The sequence below is a fragment of the Chitinolyticbacter meiyuanensis genome, from assembly GCF_008033135.1.
Lineage (GTDB): Bacteria > Pseudomonadota > Gammaproteobacteria > Burkholderiales > Chitinibacteraceae > Chitinolyticbacter > Chitinolyticbacter meiyuanensis.
Map to the genome: position 1 here is coordinate 866,517 of NZ_CP041335.1, position 21,723 is coordinate 888,239.

The following is a 21,723-nucleotide window of genomic DNA, read 5'->3' on the forward strand; positions in this document are numbered from 1 at the left end:
ACTCGCGCATCGCACTCGGGGCAGCCAGACGGCTGCCCTTTGTTTTTAGTACAATCGTTCTATCAAGCACCCGACTGGCCGTACCGATGACCCACCCGCTTACCGCCTACCTCAATCCTGAACAGGCCGCCGCCGTGACGCTTCCCGCGGAGCACGCGCTGATCCTCGCGGGAGCCGGCAGCGGCAAGACACGAGTACTGACCACGCGCATCGCCTGGCTGCTGTCCACCGGCCAGGTCAGCCCGGCCGGCCTTCTGGCCGTGACCTTCACCAACAAGGCGGCCAAGGAGATGCTGACGCGCATCACCGCGATGATGCCGCTCAACCCGCGTGGATTGTGGATCGGTACCTTCCACGGCCTGTGCAACCGCATGCTGCGGTTGCACTACCGCGATTGCGGATTGCCGGCGACCTTCGTCATCCTCGACAGCCAGGACCAACTGGCCGCGGTAAAGCGTGCGATGAAGACGCTGAATGTCGATGAGGAGCGCTATCCGCCGCGTACGGTGCAGCAATACATCAATGGCCACAAGGAAAACGGCCGCCGCGCCCATGATGCGGAAAGCTGGGACGATTACTCGCGTACCCTGCGGCTTATTTATGCCGAATACGAGGCGCAATGCCGACGTGAAGGCGTGGTGGACTTTGCCGAATTGCTGCTTGCCAGCTATGAATTGCTTTCACACAACGAAGCCTTGCGTGAACATTACCGTGCTCGTTTCCGCCATGTGCTGGTAGACGAATTCCAGGATACCAATCGCTTGCAATATGCGTGGCTGAAGCTGTTGACCGGCGAGCATTCAGCATTGTTTGCCGTGGGCGACGACGATCAATCGATCTACGCGTTCCGTGGGGCCAATGTCGGCAATATGCAGGATTTCCAGCGCGATTTTGCAGTGCGTCATGTGATCAAGCTGGAACAGAATTACCGTTCACATGGCAATATCCTTGACGCAGCCAATGCCGTGATTGCCCACAACCGCGAACGGTTGGGCAAGGAGCTGTGGACTTCAGAAGCGGCCGGCGAATCAATCCGCGTCTATGAGGCGGCGAGCGACTACGAAGAGGCGCATTTCCTCGTCGATGAAATCACCCAGCTGCATCGCGACGGCATCGAGCTGGGCGAGGTCGCCATCCTGTACCGCTCCAACGCCCAGTCGCGCATCGTCGAGCACGCGCTGGTCGAGGCCAATCTGCCGTATCGCGTCTACGGTGGCCTGCGCTTCTACGAGCGGCAGGAAATCAAGCATGCGCTCGCCTATCTGCGGTTGATCGCGTCGAACGACGACGACAACGCGCTGCTCAGGGTGATCAACTTTCCCACACGCGGCATCGGCAATCGCACCGTCGAAACCATCCAGGAGACGGCGCGCATCACTGGGGTCAGCCTGTGGCAGGCGGCGTGCGCCAGTGGCAGCGGCCGCAGTGCAGCGGCGGTGGGGCGCTTCGTGCAACTGATCGAATCCATGCGCCAGCAGAGCAGCGGTTTGCCGCTGCCGGATCTGGTGTCGCTGGTGCTGGAGGCGTCTGGCCTCAACGGGCATTACCGTAACGACAAGGACGGCGAGGAACGCCTCGCCAACCTGGGCGAACTCATCAATGCCGCTGCCAATTTCGTCACCGAGGACGAGAACAACCTGGTGGCCTTCCTCGCCAATGCCAGCCTCGAGGGTGGCGAGCATGAGGCACGCCCCGGCGAATCGGCGGTGCAACTGATGACGGTGCACGCCGCCAAGGGGCTGGAATTCCACGCGGTGTTCCTCACCGGGCTGGAAGAAGGCCTGTTTCCGCACGACAACAGCGCGGCCGATCCCAAGGGATTGGAGGAGGAGCGGCGGCTGATGTATGTGGCGATCACGCGGGCGCGGCGCCGGCTTTATCTATCGCTGGCGCAGAGCCGCATGCTGCACGGCCAGACCCGCTACCCGCTGGCCAGTCGCTTCCTCGACGAGATCCCGCAGGAGCTGCTGCACTTCCTCAACCGGGGCTACGCTCCGCAGGGTGTTTCGCCGGCAAGGGTGGCCAAGCCGCAGGACCCGGGGCACGGCCTGGCCATCGGCATGACGGTGCAGCACCCCAAGTTCGGCGTCGGCGTGGTGATCGACCACGAGGGCGGCGCCACCGGCAATGTACAGGTCAATTTCCGCGACCACGGCGCCAAGTGGCTGGCGGTGGCCTACGCCAAGCTGCAGCCTGTCGTCTAGCCGCGCTACAATCGCGCGCCGCGACGCCCGGTACTGGGCAAAATGGACACTGTAAGCTAGAAATGTAAGACACACGGGATGACCCGCGTCCCGACTCATACCAGGATGGCCATGGCCGATACTCGCCGCCCCCTCACGCTCGCCGGCGGACGCGCGCTGGTGGTCGATCGCGCGAGCGAAATGCGCGCGGCGATCGGGCGCGGGCTGAACGAGCTCGGTGTGGTCGACATCGACTATGCCGCACGCTCCGGCGATGCAGTTGCGCGCCTCAACCAGTCCGGTTACGACATCGTGCTGTGCGAGTTCGATCTGGGGCAGGGCTTCGACGGTGTACACCTGTTCGAAACCTGTCAGCGCCATCAGCTGCTCAAGCCGTCAACCATCTTCATCCTCGTCACCGGCGAGCGCCGCGTGGCGCAGGTGATGAGCGCTGCCGAACTCGCCCCCGACGACTACCTGCTCAAGCCATTTTCTGGCGGAGAGCTGATCGGCCGCATCGAGCGTGCGCTGCGGCGCAAGGGGCGCTTCCGGTTGATCGACGAGGCCGTGCGTGCGGGGGACTACCTGTCGGCACTGACCGCCTGCGATACCGCCACCGCGGGTGACACGCAGGATATTGCCGAATTCCGCAGGATGAAGGGACGGTTGCTGGCGCAGATCGGCGAGCATGCCAGCGCACGAGACCTCTATCGCGAACTGCTGGCCGAGCATGAAACGGTCTGGGCCTTGCTGGGCCTGGGGCGTGCGCAATTCGCGCTGTACCAGTATGGCGAGGCGCAGCAATGCTTCGAGCGGGTGCGTGCTGGTCACGATCTGGTGATCGAAGCCTACGATTGGCTGGCGCGCACGCTGGTGGCGCAAGGCGATCCGGCGGGCGCCCAGGCGGTGCTGGCCGAGGCGGCAGCCAAATCGCCACTGGTGGCGCAGCGCCAACGTGTGCTCGGGCGGCTGGCGCATCGCAACGGCGATCTCGCGGCAGCCGAGGCCGGCATCAACCAGGCAATCGAGCTCGCCCGTACCTCGTTCTGGCGCGATGCGGCGCTCTATGGCGAGCTGGCGCGGGTCCAGCTGGAACGTGATGACCCCGGCGGCGCGCGGCGCACCGCGGCGCGGCTGAAGAATGATTTCCGTGGCGATGCCGCTGCCGGCGTGGTGCATCAGCTGATCGATGCCGCCGTCACCTCGCACCTGGGAGGGGAGAGCCGTGCCGAGCGCGACAAGGCCCGCCAGGTGCTGGAGGAGGCCTGTGGTGTGCTCGATGCCATCGATGATGCGCCCGCATCGGTCCTCCTGGAGGCGGCCCATGCCTGCTATGCGAGCCGCCTGCCCGATGCTGGTGCTGGCTATGCCCGTGCCGCACTGCGTAGCAGCCACGACGATACCGAGTTGATTGCCAGCGTCGAGGGGTTGTACCGGCACATTGGCGATCCGGAAACCGGCGCTGCGCTGATCAAGGCGGCCACGGCTGATATCCTCGAGCTCAACAACGAGGCGGTGCGAGCGGCGCAATCGGGTGATCTCGCCGGCGCTGCCGAGCGCTTTGTCACCGCGCTGGAATCGCTGTCCGGCAATGTGCAGGTGCTGCTCAACGCCGTGAACGCCATCCTTGTGCTGGTGAACCGCGATGGCTGGCACGCCGAATACATGACGCTGGCGCATGGCTATCTGAATCGGGTGCGCAAGCTTGATCCCGGCAACGGCAAGGCACGCCAGCTGCTCGATGCCTATCGTCGCACCTTGCGCCGCTACGGCGTCGATGCTCCGGGTACACTGGTAGCCGCTGCCGCCTAGTTTTCCCACGGAGATCCCATGCAAGCCCTGCTTACCCTCGCGCCGCCGGTTGCCCATGTCCGCCTCGATGGCCAGTTCACCTATGAGGCGCACCGCGCTTTCAAGGAGGCGACCACGCCTGCGCTGGAGGATGCGGCGATCAGCCAAATTGAGATCGACTTCGCCTTGGTGTCCTATCTCGATTCGGCGGCACTCGGCATGTTGCTGTTGCTGAACGAGCGTGCCGGCAGCAAGACGGTGCGGCTGGTCAATGCCAAGGGAACGGTGCGTTCGGTGCTGGAGATCGCCAACTTCGGCAAGATCTTCGAGATCGAATACACCGGCTGAGCGTAATTCTCATAGCAAAAGGCCCGGGCTAGCCGGGCCTTTTGCACGTCCGGTGTTGCTGCCTAGACCTCGCCGTCCATGCCTAGCTCCTGGATCTTGCGCGTGAGGGTATTGCGGCCCCAGCCCAGCAATTCGGCGGCTTCGATGCGCTTGCCGCCGGTGTGCGCCAGCGCGCGCTCGATCACCGTACGCTCGAAGGCGGGCATGATCTCGTCGAGCACCCGGCTCTCGCCACGCGCAAGGCGCGCACCCAGGTCCTCCGCCAGCATCAGCTTCCAGTCGCCGGACGGCGCGAAGTGACCGTTGAGGCTGACGGCCTGCTCGCTGATCTCCGGCGGCAGATCGTCGGCTTCGACCACCGCGCCCGGGGCCATCACGGTGATCCAGTGGCACAGGTTCTCCAGCTGGCGCACGTTGCCGGGAAAGGCGAATGCGGTAAGCCGGGCCATGGCCTCCTCGGACAGGCGCTTGGTCTCGACGCCGAGTTCGGCGGCCGAGCGCACGAGGAAATGCTTGGCCAGCAGCGGAATATCCTGGCGCCGTTCGCGCAAGGACGGAAGGCGCAGCCGGATCACGTTCAGCCGGTGAAACAGATCCTCGCGGAAGGCGCCGGCCTTCACCCGCTCCTCCAGATGCTGGTGGGTGGCGGCGATCACCCGCACATTGGCCTTGATCGGCGCGTGGCCGCCGACGCGATAGTAGAAGCCATCGGACAGCACGCGCAGCAGCCGGGTCTGCAGGTCGGCGGGCATGTCGCCGATCTCGTCGAGGAACAGCGTGCCGCCCTCGGCCTGCTCGAAGCGGCCCTGGCGCCGTGCCTCGGCACCGGTGAACGAGCCGCGCTCATGGCCGAACAGTTCGGATTCCAGCAGCTCCTTGGGAATGGCGGCGGTATTGATGGCGATGAACGGTTTGGCCGAGCGCGGGCTGTGGCGATGCAGCGCGCGGGCGACCAGTTCCTTGCCGGCGCCCGATTCGCCGGTGATCAGCACGGTGGCGGCGGATTGGCTCAGCCGGCCGATCGCGCGGAACACGTCCTGCATGGCAGGCGCCTGGCCGAGAATGTCCGGTGTGGAGACTGGCAGCTCTTCGTGCCCGCTCTGGCGCTCGCCCTCGGCCAGTGCACGCTGCACCAGCGCGATCGCGGCGTCGACATCGAACGGCTTGGGCAGGTATTCGAAGGCGCCGCCCTGAAACGCGGAGACGGCACTTTCCAGGTCCGAGTGCGCGGTCATGATGATGACCGGCAGGCCCGGGTGGTTGCGCTTGACGATGTCGAGGAAGGTCAGCCCCGATTCACCGGGCATGCGGATGTCGCAGACCACGGCCTCGGGCACATCGCGTTCCATGCGCGCCAGTGCCTCGGTGGCGGAGGAGAAGGTCAGGTGAGCGATGCCCTCGCGGGTGAGCGCCTTCTCGAACACCCAGCGGATGGAACGGTCGTCATCGATGATCCAGACGGTACTCATGCGTGGTCTTTTCCTTGTCCATGGGCGACGGGCCAGCCGTTGAGCGGCAGGTGCAGGGTGAAGCAGGTGTAACCGGGGCGGCTGTCGAAATCGACGGTGCCGTGATGTTGGGTGATGAAGGTGTGTGCCAGGTGCAGACCGATGCCGGTGCCGCCCGGGCGGCCGGAGACCAGCGGGTAGAACAGCGTGTCCTTCAGCGCCTCGGGGATGCCGGGGCCGTTATCGACGATCTGCACCACGATGGCGAGCGGGAAGCGCTTGCGGTTCAGCGTCACCTGCCGGGCGATGCGGGTGCGCAGGAAGATCTCGCCGACGCCGGCCATGGCCTGCACCGCGTTGCGTACGATATTGAGCACGGCCTGGATCAACTGCTCGCGATCGCCGATCAGGTTGGGCACGCTGGTGTCGTAGTCGCGTTTCACCGCCAGGCCATTGGGCGTTTCGGCCAGCACCAGGCTGCGTACGCGCTCCAGCACCTCATGCACGTTGATTTCCGACAGCTGCGGCAACCGATGCGGCGTGAGCAGGCGATCGAGCAGGCTTTGCAGCCGTTGCGATTCCTCGATGATGACCTGCGTGTATTCCTTGAGCTGCGGGTTCTCCAGCTCGCGCGACAACAGCTGCGCCGCGCCGCGGATGCCGCCGAGCGGGTTCTTGATCTCGTGCGCCAGGTTGCGGATCAGCTCGCGGTTGGCCTGTTGCTGCGCCTGCAGCCGCTCCTCGTTGGCGATGCGGCGTTGCTGGTCGATCTGGCGGATCTCGACGAGAGCGATGGCCTCGGCGGCCTCGACCGGGCTCGCGGTCAGCGAGACATAGGCTTCGCCTTGCGGCGTCGGCAGCAGGATTTCGTGTTCGGTGATGCTCTGGTTCACCCGGCAGGCATGGCGCACGGCCTGGGTGATGGCGCTGCCGCTGCCAAGGCACGCTTCGAGCGGCAGGCCGAGCTGTTCATCGCGCAGGCCGAGCAGGTCGGCCGCGGCGGGGTTGTGATAGGCGAGGCTACCGTCGCCGGCGATGGCGAGGATGGCCGCGTCGAGAAAATCGAGACCACTGAAGGCGGTATGGGGCATGACAGGGGCCAGGGAGAACGCTTGGGCGCATGCCAAGCAATTTGCGGGCCAGCGGCACAAACGCGCGTGTTTGCGGCACGGCGTGCAAGTGCTTCGCGGATTTGCACCATTGTAGTGCGTGTCGATGTCGGTGTTGGTGCGCGCAGCAGTGGTGGCGCCGTCGCGCGGTGCCCCGAATCGGTTCCGGGGCGCACCGTGTGCAGGGAAGGAGGGGCGGTGCCTGGCTGCGGTCTAGCGTTGGCGGCCGAGTTCGGCGTTGAGCGCGGCGACGTTCTTTTCGTGCATCACTGCTGCTTCGCGCAGCCGTGACAGCCGCTGCACGTACTTCTGCGGGTTCTGCTTTTCCTCGGCTGTCTTGGTGGTCTCGGCGTCGGCCAAAGCCTGGCGCGCCTCGGCCAGCGCACGCTGCTCGGCGGCGAGCTCTTCCTGCAGGATCGCGTTGCGGTTGGTGTCGCGCGCCTTCTGTGTGGCGCTGTCCACCTTAGGGAAGCTGCCCGGCGATGGCGCATTCACGCGCGTTGCACCACCGGCGCTGGCCTTGGTGCGTGGCTTGCTCGGCCCCGGAATCACCGAGATCGAATCCACATAGATGCGCTGTGCGCCTTTCTGCGGGATGTTGGAAAAGGTGACCCGGCCTTCCTCGTCGACGTACTTGTAGATGTCGGCACGTGCCACGGCAGGAGCCAGGCAGACAGCGAGGGCGAGAAGGGCAGGGGTGAGACGCGCGTTCATGGCGAAAACCTTACCACAGCTGCCGTCTATTCGGATTTCCGACGGTCGCTGTGGCCCAGCGACCTGTCGGGCGCGATCAGATCGCGGATGCGTTGCTTGAGCTCGGCGGCCTGGGGAAAGCCATCGTCGCGCTTGCGATCCCAGATCGCCACGTCGTCGCAATCGATGGTGAACACGCCACCGCTTGCCGGGCGCAACGCCACTTCACCCAGCTCCTCGCCGAAGGTGGACAGCAGCTCCTGGGCCAGCCAGCCGGCCCGCAGCAACCACTGGCATTGCGTGCAGTAGGTGATGGTGACGCGCGGTTTCATCGTTTCAGAATTCCAGTCCCAATTCCCGCAGTTGCGCCTCGGTATGGCGCGCATCGACGTGATGGATGCCGTGCCAGCCGACGCGGCGGGCTCCTTCGGCGTTGATGTGACTATCGTCGATGAACACCAGTTCCGCCGGGGTGATATCGGGCAGGTGCCGGGCAATGCGTGACTGCATCAGGGCGTAGATCGCCGGATCCGGCTTCACCAGCTTTTCGTGGCCGGAGACCACGATCTCACCGAAGCGTTGCAGCAGCGGATAGTTGTTCCAGGCATAGGGCCAGGTCTCGGCCGACCAGTTGGTCAGGCCATAGAGCGGAATCCCGGCGGCTTCGAGCTTCTCCATCAGTGCCACGCCTTCGGGCAGCAGCCCGGCCAGCGTTTCCGGCCAGCGGACAAGCCAGGCACGGATGTGTTCGGCGTACTGCGGGTATTCGGCGATCAGTGCTGCCTCGCCGTCGGCGAAGCTGCGGCCGCCATCCTGCTGGATGTTCCAGGCGCCATTGCAGACCTGGCTGAGGAAAAAGCGGCGCTCGGTTTCGTCCGGGATCAGCTTGCGATAGAGATACTCGGGGTTCCAGTCGAACAGGACCCCGCCGAAATCGAACACGACGGCGCGGATGGGCATGGCGGTGATGGTGGCGATGGAAAGCGCGGATTCTACCGTAGTGCGGTGTCGTCGCCGTGGCAGGGCGGTGTGCACCCCTTGCCATCAATCGGTACCGAGTGGCTCGGCATCGATCACCACGCGGTTGCGGCCCGCTCGTTTGGCGGCGTAGAGCGCATCGTCGGCACGCTTGATCAGATCGTCGAGGTCGCTATCGGCAGGGCGCAGCGTGGTCACGCCGATGCTGATCGTCACGGTGATGGGGTCATTGTCGCCATCGGGGACCTGGGCTGCGGCAACGTTGCTGCGCAATTTCTCGGCAACTCGGGCTGCCTCGATCAGCGGTGTGTCCGGCAGCATCACGACGAATTCCTCCCCGCCCCAGCGCCCCAGATTGTCGGTGGTGCGCAGTGTGGCGAGACAGGCCTGGCTCACGGCACGTAGTACCAGGTCGCCGACCAGGTGGCCGTGGTTGTCGTTGACCGATTTGAAGTGATCGAGATCCAGCATCAGCAGGCTGATCGGCTCGCCATTGCGCCGGGCCAGCATCATGGTTTCGGCACCGCGGCGTTGCCATTCGCGCCGGTTGTTGAGCCCGGTCAGCTCGTCGGTGGTCGCCATCTCCGCGAGGCGGGCGTTTGCATGCTGCAGCTCGCGGGTGCGCTCGCTCACCGTGCGCTGCAAGTCGCGCCGCGCCCGGAGCAGCTGCTCCTGCCCCAATGCCAGGTACTGCAGCATGATGCCGACCGAGAACAGGAACAGCTGCAGGTCGACGTGGCGCATGGCGATCACTTGCGCGGCAAAGGGGCCGAAGCCGGCCAGCGTGGCAGCGGACAGCGTCACGGCGACCAGCAGCATGGCGATCATCGCGCCCGGCCAATAGTAGTGGACGGTGACGGCCAGCAATACCGGCAGCAGCAGCACCAGGGCGTTGCCGTGCAGCATCAGCGCCAGCAACAGCACCCCGGGCACGGCCAGCGCCGACCACCACTTGCGCCGCGGCGGCCAGCGCCAGCTCCATTCGGCGCGGTCCCGCCAGGCGACGAGGCATGGCGCCAGCAGCAACGTACCCAGGGTGTGGGCGAGTACCAGATAGGGCAGCTGGTTGAGGTTGGTTGCCGGCAGACTGGGTATGACGAAGCGGAGCATGGTCAGCACGGCGAACAGCAAGGGCAGGCAGAACAGCGGGGGTAGCAGGCAGATGCGCAGCCAGAAGTAGCCCAGTTCGGTCGAGCGCTGCAGGAAGCGGCGGCGGTGCTGGCGTTCGCGTTCACGCCAGGCCCGCGCGGCGAGGCCAGCCTGCAATGTGGCGGCCAGCGCCACCGGCAACTGGCCGATACCCCAGTTGCCCGGTGGGCCACCCTGACCATAGAGCAGGCCATCGGCCAGCAGGCTGCAGCCGAACACCAGCGCGCCACCAACGCGCCCGAAGATCAGAAAGCTGGCCGTCGCGATGCCGGCCGGCAGCCAGTACAGCGGCGGCATGTCGGGCAGGGCCCGCCCCAGCGCCAGGCTGCAGGCGGCGCTGGCGAAATAGGCAACAACGAGGGCCAGCGCGAGGCGCCAGCGCAGCGGCGGGCCGGTCGGGGACGATGGCATGGCGCTTCCCGGTACGGGGGTGCTGCCAGTGTAGCCAATGGAGACGGAATGGGCGTGGCGCTTCAGCGGTTGCTGTTGCGCTGCAGCAGGGCGAGCAAGCGCGCGCCATTCGTGCTGCGGCCACGGTGCCGCATGCCGGCCGGAATCACCAGCAGCGAGCCCGGCATCAGCGTGTGCCGCGCTGTTGTGGTGTCGACGGCGTAGTCGCCTTCCAGCAGCAGGCGCAGCTCGTCGCTGTCCGGATGTGCGTGCCATGGTGCACAGGCGCCGGCCGCTGCGGCATGGACCTCGACATCGGCGCTGTTGAAGCGGGCCAGCAGCGCCTTGTTGTCGTCGGCAAGCGCATGCGCCTGATCGGTGGCGGAAACGGCATGCATGGCATTCCTCGCGACAAAGAAAAACCCGCACAAGCATGGCCTGTGCGGGTTGGCTGGTCCAGCGTGGCCTGCGGGCAGGCCGGATGGATTACAGCGAGTAGTACATGTCGAACTCGACCGGGTGAGTCCACATGCGGATGCGGTTCACGTCGTTCTGCTTCAGTTCGAGGTAGGCATCGATCCACTCGTCGGTGAACACGCCGCCACGGGTCAGGAACTCGCGATCCTTGTCGAGCGCATCCAGGGCTTCGTCGAGCGAGGCGCACACGGTCGGGATCAGCTTGTCTTCTTCCGGCGGCAGGTCGTACAGGTTCTTGTCGGCCGGATCGCCCGGGTGGATCTTGTTCTGGATGCCGTCAAGGCCGGCCATCAGCAGTGCGGCGAAGCACAGGTACGGGTTGGCCAGCGGATCCGGGAAGCGGGTCTCGATACGGCGAGCCTTGTCGGATGCCACGTGCGGGATGCGGATCGAGGCCGAACGGTTCTTGGCCGAGTAGGCCAGCTTCACCGGGGCTTCGTAGTGCGGCACCAGACGCTTGTAAGAGTTGGTACCCGGGTTGGTGATGGCGTTCAGCGCCTTAGCGTGCTTGATGATGCCGCCGATGTAGTACATGGCGGTTTCCGACAGGCCGGCGTAGCCATTGCCCGCGAACAGGTTCTTGCCGTCCTTCCAGATCGACTGGTGCACGTGCATGCCCGAGCCGTTGTCGCCAACGATGGGCTTCGGCATGAAGGTAGCAGTCTTGCCGTACTGGTTGGCCACGTTGTGGACCACGTACTTCAGGATCTGGGTCCAGTCGGCGCGCTCGACCAGGGTCGAGAACTTGGTGCCGATTTCGTTCTGGCCGGCGTTCGCCACTTCGTGGTGGAACACTTCGACCGGCACGCCCAGCTCTTCCAGCACCAGCACCATGGTGGCGCGGATGTCTTGGTGGCTGTCGACCGGCGGAACCGGGAAGTAGCCGCCCTTGACGCGCGGACGGTGGCCGAGGTTGCCGCCTTCGAACTTCTCGCTGGTCGCCCAGGCGCCTTCTTCCGAGCCGATCTTCACGAACGAACCCGACAGGTCTGCACCCCAGCGGATGTTGTCGAAGATGAAGAATTCGGGTTCCGGACCGAAGTAAGCGGTGTCACCGATGCCGCTGGCCTTCAGATAGGCTTCGGCGCGACGGGCGAGCGAGCGCGGATCGCGGTCGTAACCCTTGCCGGTGGCAGGCTCGATCACGTCGCAGGTGATGAATACGGTCGGCTCGTCGTAGAACGGGTCGATCTTGGCGGTGTTGGCGTCCGGCATCAACAGCATGTCGGAAGCCTGGATGCCCTTCCAGCCGGTGATCGAGGAGCCGTCGAAGGCGTGGCCGTGTTCGAACCAGTCTTCGTCCACCACGTGCGACGGCACGGTCACGTGCTGTTCCTTGCCAATGGTGTCGGTGAAACGCAGGTCAACGAAACGGATGTCGTTGTCCTTGATCAACTTGAGAACGTCGGCTGCCGCCATCTTAAGCTCCTTAGCTTGACGATGATGTAATTTGGAATACTGTCCGGTGCGCCTGTCTGACGCGGGATGGCGAATACGTAAGCATGATCCGTGCCAGCCCGGAATTTGGGGACGGATCATTGTGCCACAAACGCTCCACGCTGCCGTGCCGTTTTGATGACGCCCAAGTGAGGTGCATTGCACCGTGTGAGTGCACTTATTTGGTGCGAATTGCCGTCATGGCGGTGCGCGTTAGAATGAAGGCCTCGGCGCACCGGGTGCGCAAAACCGCATGGAGCCAAGCATGACCACCGTCAACGACATCCTGCTGCGAGCCCGCGAGCGCGCGGCCCAGCTCGGCTTACCCTATTCCGGTGCGGTCACGCCTGCCGAGGCGCATGCATTGACCGAAGCGCTGGAGAGCGCGTGCATCGTCGATGTGCGGACCACGGCCGAATGGCAGTTCGTCGGCGTGGTGCCTGGTGCCGAGCTGATCGAGTGGAAACGCTTCCCGGACATGGCGCTCAATCCGGATTTCCTCACGCAACTGCAGACGCGCGTCGATCGGCAGCAGGTGGTGCTGTTCCTGTGCCGTTCCGGTGCGCGCAGCCACGACGCGGCCAACCTCGCGGCCAGCCACGGCTACGCCGAGGCCTACAACATCCTCGAAGGCTTCGAGGGCGACAAGGATGCCGCGCAGCACCGCAACACGGTGAACGGCTGGAAGGCCGCTGGCCTGCCTTGGGTGCAGGGCTGACCATGCGTTACGCCGTGTTTGGCAATCCGATTGCCCATTCCAAGTCGCCGCAGATCCACGCTGCGTTTGCCGCGCAGTTCGGTCTCGCAGATTTCCAGTACGACAAGCTGCTGGCCCCACTCGATGGTTTTTCTTCGGCGGTGCACGAGTTCGTCGCGGCGGGCGGGGCCGGCTGCAATGTGACCGTACCGTTCAAGGAGGAGGCATTCCGCCTTGCCGGCTCGCTCAGTGCCCGGGCCAAGGCGGCGGGCGCGGTCAATACGCTGCAGTTGCTGGAAGACGGTAGCCTGTTCGGTGACAACACTGATGGTGCGGGCCTCGTTGCCGATCTGCTGCGGCACGGTGCGCTGGAGGGCAAGCGCATCCTGCTGCTCGGTGCAGGCGGTGCCGCACGCGGCACGCTGTTGCCGCTGCTGGCCGAGGCGCCGGCGCTCTTGGTAATCGCCAACCGGACGGAGGCCAAGGCGCGCGTGCTGGTCGACGAGGTCGTGACGCCGTGGCTGGCTGCGACCGCGCTGCCGGTGGCGCGGCTGCCGCAGTACGGTGTGGCGACTTTCGATTTCCTGGTCGGTGGCGTCCCGCTGGAACTGCAGGGTGGCGCCGATCCGCTGCATGAACTTGGTGCGCATGGACTGCAATTCGACGTGGTGATCAATGCAACTTCGGCCAGCCTCGGTGGCGCGGTGATCCCGTTGGCGGACGCAGTGTTTGCGCCGGGTGCGCTGGCCTACGACATGATGTACGGCAAGGACGAGACGCCGTTCCTGGCGCAGGCGCGCGTGGCGGGCGTGACAACGTGCATCGACGGGCTCGGCATGCTGGTCGGCCAGGCGGCCGAGGCGTTCGCGCTGTGGACCGGGCGCCGTCCCGATGTGGCCCCGGTGCTGGCCAGCCTGCGCGCTGCGCTGTAACGCAACGTCACGTAGTTCTCGTGCCGGCTCGCCGATAATCGTCGCCGATTCAAGGGCATGGGCGCGCCATGGCAACGCAGGGCAGGCGGGGTTTCGGTTGGTGGTGCAAACGGGTGCTGTTGGCGCTCGTGCTGCTGTTCGTGGTGTGGAATCTGTGGATTCTCGGCCACGTGGTGATGTGGCGTTGGGTCAACCCGTCCGAGACCGCCTTCATGGAGCACCAGCTCGATCGGCTGCGCGACGAGGATCCGCAGGCCGAGCTGCGTCACCAATGGGTGCCCTACGCCAAGATCTCCAATCATCTCAAGCGCGCGCTGGTGGCGAGTGAGGATGCCAAGTTCCTCGAGCACGACGGCTTCGACTGGGAAGGTATCCAGGTGGCCTGGGAAAAGAACCTGAAAAAGGGCCGCATTGTCGCCGGCGGTTCGACCATCAGCCAGCAACTGGCCAAGAACCTGTTCCTCTCCGGGCGTCGCACGCCATGGCGCAAGCTGGAGGAGGCCATCATCACCGTGATGCTGGAGGCGGTGCTCGATAAGCGGCGCATCTTCGAGATCTACCTCAACGTGATCGAGTGGGGCGACGGCGTGTTCGGCGCCGAGGCGGCGGCCCGCCATTACTACGGGGGGCGCGCCGCCAGCCTCAGCCGCGCCCAGTCGGCCCGGCTCGCCGCGATGGTGACGAATCCACGTTATTACGATGTGCATCGCGGCGATCGCCGCCTGGCGCGCAAGGCGGCCATCATCCAGCGCCGCATGGGCTACGCCGACATTCCCTAGGCTGACGAAGGCGCCGCGCTGCCGCCTGTGTGCTTTTCGTCTCAGTTGGTCTTGTTTCCCCGTTTGAAACGCGCGTTGGCAGGCCTATCAATAGTACGATGCGCTTAAAAACAAGGGTGCGGGGCATGGGGATGAAGCGGGGGCTATGGCGGCGGGACTGGGTGGTGGCGCTTGTCGTCACAGCCGTCTTCCTGCCGCTGTGGTTGCTGACGTCGCTGGTGAGCGGCATCGAGAACCGCGCCTACGACATGGGCGTGCGGTTGACGGAGCGCAGCCCCGATCCGCGCATCGCGGTGATCGCGATTGACCAGCAGAGCCTCGACAATATCGGCCGCTGGCCGTGGTCGCGCGAGGTGCATGCCAAGGCCATCCGCCAACTGGCCGGCGGCGGCGCCAAGGTGGTCGCCTTCACCGTATTCTTCACCGAGCCGCAGGCCGACCGCGGCCTGCCCTACCTGCAGCAATTCCAGCGCCGTTTCCGCCAGAACCCTGAAGCGTATCCCGATGGCTTCGGCCGCCAGATCGACGAGGCGCTGATCGCGCTTGACGTCGACAGCCAGCTCGCCACCAGCATCAAGCAGGCCGGCAACGTGGTGCTGCCGATGTTGTTCGCCTTCGGCGAAGGCCAGGGCGAGCCGGACAAACCGCTGCCAGATTACGTCGCCCGTATCGAGCTCGAGCCGGGTGGCGATCCGGCCAACGGCTTGCCATTGCCGGTGAACGCCGCGGTGGTGCCGATTCCGCAGCTCGGCGCCGCGGCGACGGCGGTAGCCAGTGAATCTCTGCTGCCGGACAGCGACGGCGTGGTGCGGCGGGTGCCGCTGGCGGTCAACTACTTTGGCGCACTGTTTCCCACCTATCCGTTGACGGTGGCGGCGCGTACGCTCAACCTCGACACCGGCCGCATCGGCTTCGACCTCGGTCGCAGCGTCACGCTCGGCAATGTGACGCTGCCGGTGGCGAGCGACGCCACCTTCATGCCGTATTTCTACAGCCGCGACGGCAAGCCGGCCTTTACCGTCGATTCTTTCTACGACGTCTACGCCGGCAAGATCCCTGCCGAGAAATACCGTGGCAAGGTGGTGTTGATCGGCGCCACCGCGCTGGGCGTCGGTGCGAGCTATGTCACGCCGGGCTCCGCGGCAACGTCGCCGGTGCTGCTGGCAGCGAACACGCTTTCCTCCTTGCTGCAGCAGCACTATTTCGTGGCACCGCACTGGGCGCCGGGGGCGACGCTGGGGCTGGTGCTGCTGGTTGCGCTCTATCTCACGCTGCTGTTGCCGCGCCTGGGTGCCGGCATGGCGGCTGGCGTCACGCTGGCGCTGCTGGTGGCCTTCCTCGTGGCGCATTTCGCGCTGATGACGCAGGCCATGCTGTGGGTACCGTTGATGGCGCCGGCGTTGCTGTTGTTGCTGGGCCACGCGGTGCTGACCACCAAACGTTTCCTCGTTACCGAGGAGCAAGGCCAGAAGAGCGCTGCCGAATCGGCCGAATCGAACCGCATGCTGGGCCTGGCGTTCCAGGGGCAGGGCCAGCTCGACATGGCGTTCGACAAGTTCCGTCGCGTGCCGCTCGACGACGACGTGATGGAGCTGCTCTACAACCTGGCGCTCGATTTCGAGCGCAAGCGGCAGTTCAACAAGGCCGAGAACGTCTATCGCTACATGGCCAAGCACGACGCCAAGTACCGCGACCTGCCGGAAAAGCTCAAGCGCGCCAAGCAGATGTCCGAGACGGTGATTCTGGGCGGCGGCAGCGCGGCTGGCGGCACGGTGCTGCTGGCCGGCGGCGATGTGGAAAAGCCGATGCTGGGCCGCTACCAGGTGGAGAAGGAACTCGGCAAGGGCGCGATGGGCGTGGTCTACATGGGGCGCGATCCCAAGATCGGCCGCGTGGTAGCGATCAAGACCATGGCACTGTCGCAGGAGTTCGAGCCGGACATGCTGGATGAAGCGCGTAGCCGTTTCTTTCGCGAGGCGGAGACGGCGGGCCGGCTGAGCCACCCCAATATCGTGGCGATCTTCGATGCCGGTGAGGAACATGACCTCGCCTTCATCGCGATGGAGTTCCTCAAGGGACAGGACCTGGCGCCGTTCACCCGGCCAGACCAGTTGCTGCCACTGATCGATACCGTGGCCGTGGTGCGCCAGGTGGCCGAGGCACTCGACTACGCGCACAAGAACGGCGTGGTCCACCGCGACATCAAGCCCGCCAACATCATGTACGAGCCGGAGGGCAAGACGGTGAAGGTCACCGACTTCGGCATCGCGCGCATCACCGATTCGTCGAAGACCCGCACCGGCATGGTGCTGGGTACGCCGTCCTATATGTCGCCCGAGCAGTTGTCGGGCAAGAAGATCGATGGCCGTTCGGACCTGTTCTCACTCGGCGTGATGCTGTACCAGCTCAGTACCGGCCAGTTGCCGTTCACCGGAGAATCGATGGCCGAGCTGATGTTCCGCATTGCCAACGAAAGCCCGGCCGATCCGCGCACGCTCAATCCCCGGCTGCCCGGCATGCTGGCGGCCATCATCATGAAGGCCTTGCAGAAAAAGGCCGAGGAACGCTTCCAGAGCGGCGCGCATTTCGCCGCGGCATGCGCCAAGCTGGAAGCGGGCCTCAAGCAAAGGGCGCAACAGCATGGCTGACCTGAGCCGCATCCTGCAGATCGAAGGCGCGACCGATCCGGGCCTGGTGCGGGACCACAACGAGGATGCGATCGGCTTCGATCCGATGCTGGGCTTCGCCGTGCTGGCCGACGGCATGGGCGGTTACCTCGCCGGCGAAGTGGCGAGCGGCATGGCGATCGAGATGATGCTGCACGTGGTTCGCGGCGCGTTGCAGTCGCGCTCGGCACACCAGCTGGTCGACGCCGAGCCTTACGGCCACCAGGTGCTGGAGGACGCGGTGCAGCAGGCCAATGCTGCCATCTACGGCACCGCGCTCAGCCAGCCGCAATGCGCCGGCATGGGCACCACCGTTGTTGCCACGCTGTTCTACGACGATCGCGTGCTGGCTGCGCATGTTGGCGATTCGCGGCTCTACCGGCTGCGCGGCGAGATGTTGGAGCAACTGACGCGCGACCATTCCTTCCTGCAGGAGCAGATCGACAGCGGCCTGATCACGCCGGAGGAAGCGCGGCACTCGCAGAACCGCAATCTGGTCACCCGCGCGGTCGGCATCGATCCGCTGGCCGAGGTGGAGCTTGCCGAGCATCCGGTCGAGGTCGGGGACCTCTACCTGCTGTGCTCGGATGGCCTGACCGACATGCTGGACGACGAGCACATCGCCGATCTGCTGGTGGCGATGCGCGCCAACCTGCCGCTGGCGGCGCAGCAGCTGGTGCTGGCCGCCAACGATGCTGGCGGGCGCGACAATATCTCGGTGCTGCTGATCGAAGTGAAGAAACCGTTCCCCGGCAAGGGGGCGATCTGGACCAAGGTGTCGTCGCTGCTGCGCGGCACCCGATGAAAACCAGGGCCACGACGGCCCGGAGAGAGAACCATGGCAAAAGTGCTTTTGTGCCTCGATGGCACGGTGATCAAGGAATTTCGCATCACGCGCGATCGCACCAGCGTGGGGCGGCGGCCGAGCAACGACATCCAGATCGAGAACATCGCGGTATCGGGCGAGCATGCGGTGTTCGACCGCGTCGGCCGTGACATCTTCGTCGAGGACCTTGGCAGCACCAATGGCACGCTGGTCAACGGCAAGCCGGTGCAGCGCCAGTTGCTCGCCAATGGCGACGAGATCACCGTCGGCAAGTACACGTTGAAGTACTGGCAGGATGCGCAGCCGGCCGGCGGCGATTTCGACAAGACCATGATCATGCGCCCAGGCCAGGCCGCTGCGCCGCAACCGGCCGCGCGGCCCGCTGCCGCCCCGGTGGCTCACGCGCCGGCTGCACAGGCTGTTGCAGCGGATGCCAACGGCCCGGTCGGCGTGGTCAAGGTGCTGACGGGGGCCAATGCCGGTCGCGAGTTGCTGCTCAACAAGCCGGCCACCACGCTGGGTAAGGCCGGCACCCAGGTGGCCGTGATCAGCAAGCGGCCCACTGGCTATTTTCTGATCCATGTCGAGGGCAAGCAGCATCCCAAGGTCAATGGTGCCGAGATCGGCGCCTCGGCGCGCCAGCTCAAGGAAGAGGATGCCATCGAGCTGATGGGCGTGCAGATGGTGTTCTTCCTGCGCTGAGCTGCGGCAAAGCACCATGCGTCGTCCCGTCCACTGGCCGCAATGGCTGCTTGGCTTGCTGGTGCTGTTGCTGGTTGTCGCGCTGCAGCTCGGCGTGTTGCCGGGGCGCGGCCTCGCAGCGCTCGACGACGATCTGTACGACCTCAGATTGCGCGCCACGGCGCCGGGTGGGATCGACCCGCGCGTGGTCATCGTCGATATCGACGAGAAGAGCCTCGCCGCGCTCGGCCGCTGGCCGTGGCGGCGCGACAAGCTTGCTGGCCTTGTCGATGCGTTGTTCGCACGTTATGGCGTCAAGGCGCTGGGTTTCGACGTGGTGTTCGCCGAGCCCGACGAAAGCGGCCTCTCCCGGCTGCGCGAGCTTGCCGCCGGCCCGCTGGCCGATGTGCAGGGGCTGGCGCCGGCGCTGACCCGGCTCGCGTCGCAACTCGATACCGATGCGCAGTTTGCCGCGTCGTTCCGTGGCCGGGCGGTGGTCACCGGCTTCTATTTCACCGGTAGTGCTGGCGAGCGCTCCAGTGGCGTGCTGCCGCCAGCGGTGCTGCCGGCCGAGGCGCTGGCCGGCACGGCCCAGACGCTGACCTCGGCCAACCACTACGGTGGCAATCTGGCGGTACTGCAGCAGGCCGCGCTGGCCGGCGGGCACTTCGTGCCGGCGATCGATGCCGACGGCGTGACGCGCCGGGTGCCGTTGATCGCGCGCATCGGCGATCACTATTACCCCGCCTTGTCGCTGGCGCTGGTGCGTGCCGCGCTTGGCCAGCCACCGTTGTCGCCGGTGGTGCAGTCGGGCGGTGGGCAGGAGATGCTGGAGGCGCTGCGCGTCGGGCCGATGTCGCTGCCGACCGATGCGCGGGGCTGGGTCGTGGTGCCCTATCGTGGCGAACAAGGCAGCTTCCGCTACGTATCCGCCATCGACGTGCTCGAAGGCAAGGTCGAGCCCGGCTGGCTGCGCCAGCGTATCGTGCTGCTCGGCACCAGCGCGCCGGGGCTGAAGGACCTGCGGGTGACGCCGGTGGGTGAGGCCTATCCGGGCGTGGAAATCCACGCCAACCTGATTGCCGGCATGCTGGACAACGCGTTGCCGCAGCAGCCGGGCTATCTGCTCGGGGCAGAGTTCCTGTTGCTGGTGCTGCTGGCGCCGCTCGCCACCTGGCTGCTGGTGCGCCATCCGCCGCTGACAGCCACCGCGCTGCTGCTGGGGCTGACGCTGCTGGCGGTCGGCTTCAATCTGTGGCTGTGGGCGGCACATCGGCTTGACATGCCGCTGGCGGCAACACTGCTGCTGCTTGGCCTGCTCTACATCGGCAACATGGCCTGGGGCTACGTGTTCGAAGCGCGGCGCAAGCGCCAGCTGACCCGCCTCTTCGGCCAGTACGTGGTGCCCGAGCTTGTCGAGCAGATGAGTGAGGACCCGGAGCAATACACGATGCGCGGGCAGAGCCAGCAGCTCACCGTGCTGTTCACCGATGTGCGCAATTTCACTGCATTGTCGGAAGGCCTGTCGTCCGAGCAGTTGGCGTTGTTCATGAACGAATTCCTCACCGAGATTTCCACGGTGATCCGCAGTCGTTACCTGGGCACCATCGACAAATACATCGGCGATTGCGTGATGGCGTTCTGGGGCGCGCCGGTGTTCGATCCCGATCACGCCGACAAGGCGGTACGCGCTGCGCTCGACATCCAGACCGCCATCGCCGCGCTCAACCCGCGCCTAGTCGCGCGCGGCTGGCCGCAGATCTTGGTGGGCGTCGGCGTCAACACCGGCACGGTGACCGTCGGCGACCTCGGTTCGCGCTTTCGCCTCACCTACACGGTGATGGGCGACGCGGTGAACCTCGCCTCGCGCATCGAGGGGCTGACCAAGGTCTACGGCGTGGGTGTGCTGGTGGGCGAAGACACCCGCACTGCAGCGCCGCAACTGAGTTACCGCGAGATCGATCGCGTGCGCGTACTCGGCCGCGACGAGGCGGTGACGCTGTACGAGCCGCTGCCGCCGAACGACGCGGCGGCACAGGATCGCGCCGCGCTGTTTGCCGAGGCGCTACGCCGCTATCGCGCCCGCGAATGGGATCTGGCCGAACTGCAGCTGTTGCAGCTGCAGGCTGCCGAGCCGCAGTCTGCCGTCTACGCGCTGTACCTCGCGCGGATCAGTCAGTGGCGCGCTGTGCCGCCAGCGGTGGATTGGGATGGGGTTCATAGCTTCGAGCATAAATAAGCGCCTATTCTTGCTGCATGCGGTGGCAGACCACGATTGTGAGGACGATGCGTTGAGGAAGTACGGGGTGGCCGGCAGCTTTGCCGGCGCAGACGGGGCAAGTGGCGGCGCTGGCCGGAGGCGAACATGACGCAGCTGCGTGTGCTCGGCTGCAGCGGCGGCATCGGCGGCACCAATCGCACCACTGCCTTGTTGCTTGGCGATTCGGTGCTGCTCGATGCCGGTACCGGCGTGGGTGATCTGACCTTCGACGAACTGGTGCGTATCGACGATGTGTTCCTCACCCATGCCCACCTCGATCACGTAGCCTGTCTGCCGATGCTGATCGATACGGTGTTTGGCAGCCGCAAGACGCCGATCACCGTGCATGCGACGCCGGCGACGCTCGGCATCCTGAAGCAGCACGTGTTCAACTGGCTGGTGTGGCCCGACTTCACCACCATTCCCAACGTGGAAAACGCCATGCTGCGCTTCGCGCCGATGGACGTCGGCGAATCGCGCGCGGTGCCGGGTGCGGTGCTGACCGCCTTGCCCGCGCTGCACACGGTGCCGGCGGTGGCGTATGCCATCGATTCGGGCAACGCCACCGTGGTGTTTTCCGGCGACACCGCCGATTGCGTCGAGCTGTGGCAGGCCGTCAACGCCATCGACAACCTGAAGACGCTGATCATCGAGACCGCCTTCGCCGATCGCGAGGAAGGGCTTGCCAAGCTGTCGCGCCACTTCTCGCCACGCCTGCTGATCGAGGCGCTGGCCCAACTCGATCGACCCGCCGAAGTCGAGCTGCTGATCACCCACCTCAAGCCGGCCGACCACCAGCTCACCATGCAGCAGGTGCTCGCTGCCGGCCACGCCTACCGCATCGCCCGCCTGGAACAGGGGCAGGTGCTGACCTTCTGA

General features: G+C 65.6%; 19 protein-coding genes. 11 read left to right on the forward strand and 8 right to left on the reverse strand.

Going from position 1 to position 21,723, the window contains the following annotated elements:
• The first annotated feature begins 86 nt into the window (after nt 1-86).
• The 3 genes from FLM21_RS04125 to FLM21_RS04135 all read left to right on the forward strand — a co-directional run bounded on the left by FLM21_RS04125 (nt 87) and on the right by FLM21_RS04135 (nt 4,322).
• A complete protein-coding gene (locus tag FLM21_RS04125; RefSeq protein WP_148714353.1) occupies nt 87-2,204 on the forward strand; it encodes a UvrD-helicase domain-containing protein in 2,118 nt (705 codons plus the stop codon).
• Nucleotides 2,205-2,315: 111 nt separating this feature from the next.
• Nucleotides 2,316-3,995, forward strand: coding sequence for a response regulator (locus FLM21_RS04130; RefSeq protein WP_187360083.1), 1,680 nt, complete (start codon nt 2,316-2,318; stop codon nt 3,993-3,995).
• An 18-nt stretch (nt 3,996-4,013) separates the two neighbouring features.
• Complete coding sequence (locus tag FLM21_RS04135) at nt 4,014-4,322, forward strand: STAS domain-containing protein (protein ID WP_148714355.1); 309 nt, start codon at nt 4,014-4,016, stop codon at nt 4,320-4,322.
• Nucleotides 4,323-4,384: 62 nt separating this feature from the next.
• On the opposite strand, the gene ntrC is transcribed toward FLM21_RS04135, so the two are convergent.
• The 8 genes from ntrC to glnA all read right to left on the reverse strand — a co-directional run bounded on the left by ntrC (nt 4,385) and on the right by glnA (nt 11,985).
• Nucleotides 4,385-5,791, reverse strand: coding sequence for a nitrogen regulation protein NR(I) (gene ntrC, locus FLM21_RS04140; RefSeq protein ID WP_148714356.1), 1,407 nt, complete (start codon nt 5,789-5,791; stop codon nt 4,385-4,387).
• The gene (gene glnL, locus FLM21_RS04145) at nt 5,788-6,861 is read right to left on the reverse strand and encodes a nitrogen regulation protein NR(II) (protein ID WP_148714357.1); all 1,074 of its coding nucleotides are present in this window, start codon (nt 6,859-6,861) and stop codon (nt 5,788-5,790) included. Before glnL ends, ntrC begins: the two co-directional genes overlap by 4 nt.
• A gap of 231 nt (nt 6,862-7,092) precedes the next feature.
• Nucleotides 7,093-7,593 carry a DUF4124 domain-containing protein gene (locus tag FLM21_RS04150; RefSeq protein WP_148714358.1) on the reverse strand — a complete coding sequence of 167 codons (501 nt, stop codon included), beginning with the start codon at nt 7,591-7,593 and terminating at the stop codon, nt 7,093-7,095.
• A gap of 26 nt (nt 7,594-7,619) precedes the next feature.
• The gene (locus FLM21_RS04155; protein ID WP_148714359.1) at nt 7,620-7,904 is read right to left on the reverse strand and encodes an Rdx family protein; all 285 of its coding nucleotides are present in this window, start codon (nt 7,902-7,904) and stop codon (nt 7,620-7,622) included.
• Nucleotides 7,905-7,908: 4 nt separating this feature from the next.
• Entirely contained in the window at nt 7,909-8,532 is a 624-nt protein-coding gene (locus FLM21_RS04160; RefSeq protein ID WP_148714360.1) for an HAD family hydrolase, read from the reverse strand.
• A gap of 84 nt (nt 8,533-8,616) precedes the next feature.
• Nucleotides 8,617-10,110: a sensor domain-containing diguanylate cyclase gene (locus tag FLM21_RS04165; protein WP_148714361.1), complete on the reverse strand. Its 1,494-nt coding sequence runs from the start codon at nt 10,108-10,110 to the stop codon at nt 8,617-8,619.
• A 62-nt stretch (nt 10,111-10,172) separates the two neighbouring features.
• The gene (locus FLM21_RS04170) at nt 10,173-10,487 is read right to left on the reverse strand and encodes a cupin domain-containing protein (RefSeq protein WP_148714362.1); all 315 of its coding nucleotides are present in this window, start codon (nt 10,485-10,487) and stop codon (nt 10,173-10,175) included.
• Between the two features lie 88 nt (nt 10,488-10,575).
• The gene (gene glnA / locus FLM21_RS04175) at nt 10,576-11,985 is read right to left on the reverse strand and encodes a glutamate--ammonia ligase (RefSeq protein ID WP_148714363.1); all 1,410 of its coding nucleotides are present in this window, start codon (nt 11,983-11,985) and stop codon (nt 10,576-10,578) included.
• Between the two features lie 283 nt (nt 11,986-12,268).
• On the opposite strand from glnA, the gene FLM21_RS04180 reads away from it, so the two are divergent.
• The 8 genes from FLM21_RS04180 to FLM21_RS04215 all read left to right on the forward strand — a co-directional run bounded on the left by FLM21_RS04180 (nt 12,269) and on the right by FLM21_RS04215 (nt 21,723).
• Entirely contained in the window at nt 12,269-12,721 is a 453-nt protein-coding gene (locus FLM21_RS04180) for a rhodanese-like domain-containing protein (RefSeq protein WP_148714364.1), read from the forward strand.
• Between the two features lie 2 nt (nt 12,722-12,723).
• Nucleotides 12,724-13,632 carry a shikimate dehydrogenase gene (gene aroE, locus FLM21_RS04185; RefSeq protein WP_148714365.1) on the forward strand — a complete coding sequence of 303 codons (909 nt, stop codon included), beginning with the start codon at nt 12,724-12,726 and terminating at the stop codon, nt 13,630-13,632.
• 68 nt (nt 13,633-13,700) lie between these two features.
• The gene (mtgA, locus tag FLM21_RS04190; protein WP_148714366.1) at nt 13,701-14,411 is read left to right on the forward strand and encodes a monofunctional biosynthetic peptidoglycan transglycosylase; all 711 of its coding nucleotides are present in this window, start codon (nt 13,701-13,703) and stop codon (nt 14,409-14,411) included.
• Between the two features lie 125 nt (nt 14,412-14,536).
• Nucleotides 14,537-17,059: a CHASE2 domain-containing serine/threonine-protein kinase gene (locus tag FLM21_RS04195; RefSeq protein ID WP_148714367.1), complete on the forward strand. Its 2,523-nt coding sequence runs from the start codon at nt 14,537-14,539 to the stop codon at nt 17,057-17,059.
• Nucleotides 17,052-17,882, forward strand: a complete 831-nt coding sequence (locus FLM21_RS04200; RefSeq protein WP_187360084.1) for a Stp1/IreP family PP2C-type Ser/Thr phosphatase — start codon at nt 17,052-17,054, stop codon at nt 17,880-17,882. Before FLM21_RS04195 ends, FLM21_RS04200 begins: the two co-directional genes overlap by 8 nt.
• A 33-nt stretch (nt 17,883-17,915) precedes the next feature.
• Nucleotides 17,916-18,605, forward strand: a complete 690-nt coding sequence (locus FLM21_RS04205; RefSeq protein ID WP_148714368.1) for an FHA domain-containing protein — start codon at nt 17,916-17,918, stop codon at nt 18,603-18,605.
• A gap of 16 nt (nt 18,606-18,621) precedes the next feature.
• Entirely contained in the window at nt 18,622-20,823 is a 2,202-nt protein-coding gene (locus tag FLM21_RS04210; RefSeq protein ID WP_148714369.1) for a CHASE2 domain-containing protein, read from the forward strand.
• 126 nt (nt 20,824-20,949) lie between these two features.
• Entirely contained in the window at nt 20,950-21,723 is a 774-nt protein-coding gene (locus tag FLM21_RS04215) for an MBL fold metallo-hydrolase (RefSeq protein WP_148714370.1), read from the forward strand.

Excerpts from the sequence above, each read along its gene's own strand:
- FLM21_RS04200 (WP_187360084.1), top strand. The coding sequence starts at position 17,052 with ATGGCTGACCTGAGCCGCATCCTGCAGATCGAAGGCGCGACCGATCCG.
- FLM21_RS04180 (WP_148714364.1), top strand. The coding sequence starts at position 12,269 with ATGACCACCGTCAACGACATCCTGCTGCGAGCCCGCGAGCGCGCGGCC.
- glnL (WP_148714357.1), bottom strand. The coding sequence starts at position 6,861 with ATGCCCCATACCGCCTTCAGTGGTCTCGATTTTCTCGACGCGGCCATC.
- glnA (WP_148714363.1), bottom strand. The coding sequence starts at position 11,985 with ATGGCGGCAGCCGACGTTCTCAAGTTGATCAAGGACAACGACATCCGT.
- ntrC (WP_148714356.1), bottom strand. The coding sequence starts at position 5,791 with ATGAGTACCGTCTGGATCATCGATGACGACCGTTCCATCCGCTGGGTG.
- FLM21_RS04165 (WP_148714361.1), bottom strand. The coding sequence starts at position 10,110 with ATGCCATCGTCCCCGACCGGCCCGCCGCTGCGCTGGCGCCTCGCGCTG.
- FLM21_RS04205 (WP_148714368.1), top strand. The coding sequence starts at position 17,916 with ATGGCAAAAGTGCTTTTGTGCCTCGATGGCACGGTGATCAAGGAATTT.
- FLM21_RS04130 (WP_187360083.1), top strand. The coding sequence starts at position 2,316 with ATGGCCGATACTCGCCGCCCCCTCACGCTCGCCGGCGGACGCGCGCTG.
- FLM21_RS04170 (WP_148714362.1), bottom strand. The coding sequence starts at position 10,487 with ATGCATGCCGTTTCCGCCACCGATCAGGCGCATGCGCTTGCCGACGAC.
- aroE (WP_148714365.1), top strand. The coding sequence starts at position 12,724 with ATGCGTTACGCCGTGTTTGGCAATCCGATTGCCCATTCCAAGTCGCCG.
- FLM21_RS04155 (WP_148714359.1), bottom strand. The coding sequence starts at position 7,904 with ATGAAACCGCGCGTCACCATCACCTACTGCACGCAATGCCAGTGGTTG.
- FLM21_RS04215 (WP_148714370.1), top strand. The coding sequence starts at position 20,950 with ATGACGCAGCTGCGTGTGCTCGGCTGCAGCGGCGGCATCGGCGGCACC.
- FLM21_RS04125 (WP_148714353.1), top strand. The coding sequence starts at position 87 with ATGACCCACCCGCTTACCGCCTACCTCAATCCTGAACAGGCCGCCGCC.
- FLM21_RS04210 (WP_148714369.1), top strand. The coding sequence starts at position 18,622 with ATGCGTCGTCCCGTCCACTGGCCGCAATGGCTGCTTGGCTTGCTGGTG.
- FLM21_RS04135 (WP_148714355.1), top strand. The coding sequence starts at position 4,014 with ATGCAAGCCCTGCTTACCCTCGCGCCGCCGGTTGCCCATGTCCGCCTC.
- FLM21_RS04195 (WP_148714367.1), top strand. The coding sequence starts at position 14,537 with ATGGGGATGAAGCGGGGGCTATGGCGGCGGGACTGGGTGGTGGCGCTT.
- FLM21_RS04150 (WP_148714358.1), bottom strand. The coding sequence starts at position 7,593 with ATGAACGCGCGTCTCACCCCTGCCCTTCTCGCCCTCGCTGTCTGCCTG.
- FLM21_RS04160 (WP_148714360.1), bottom strand. The coding sequence starts at position 8,532 with ATGCCCATCCGCGCCGTCGTGTTCGATTTCGGCGGGGTCCTGTTCGAC.
- mtgA (WP_148714366.1), top strand. The coding sequence starts at position 13,701 with ATGGCAACGCAGGGCAGGCGGGGTTTCGGTTGGTGGTGCAAACGGGTG.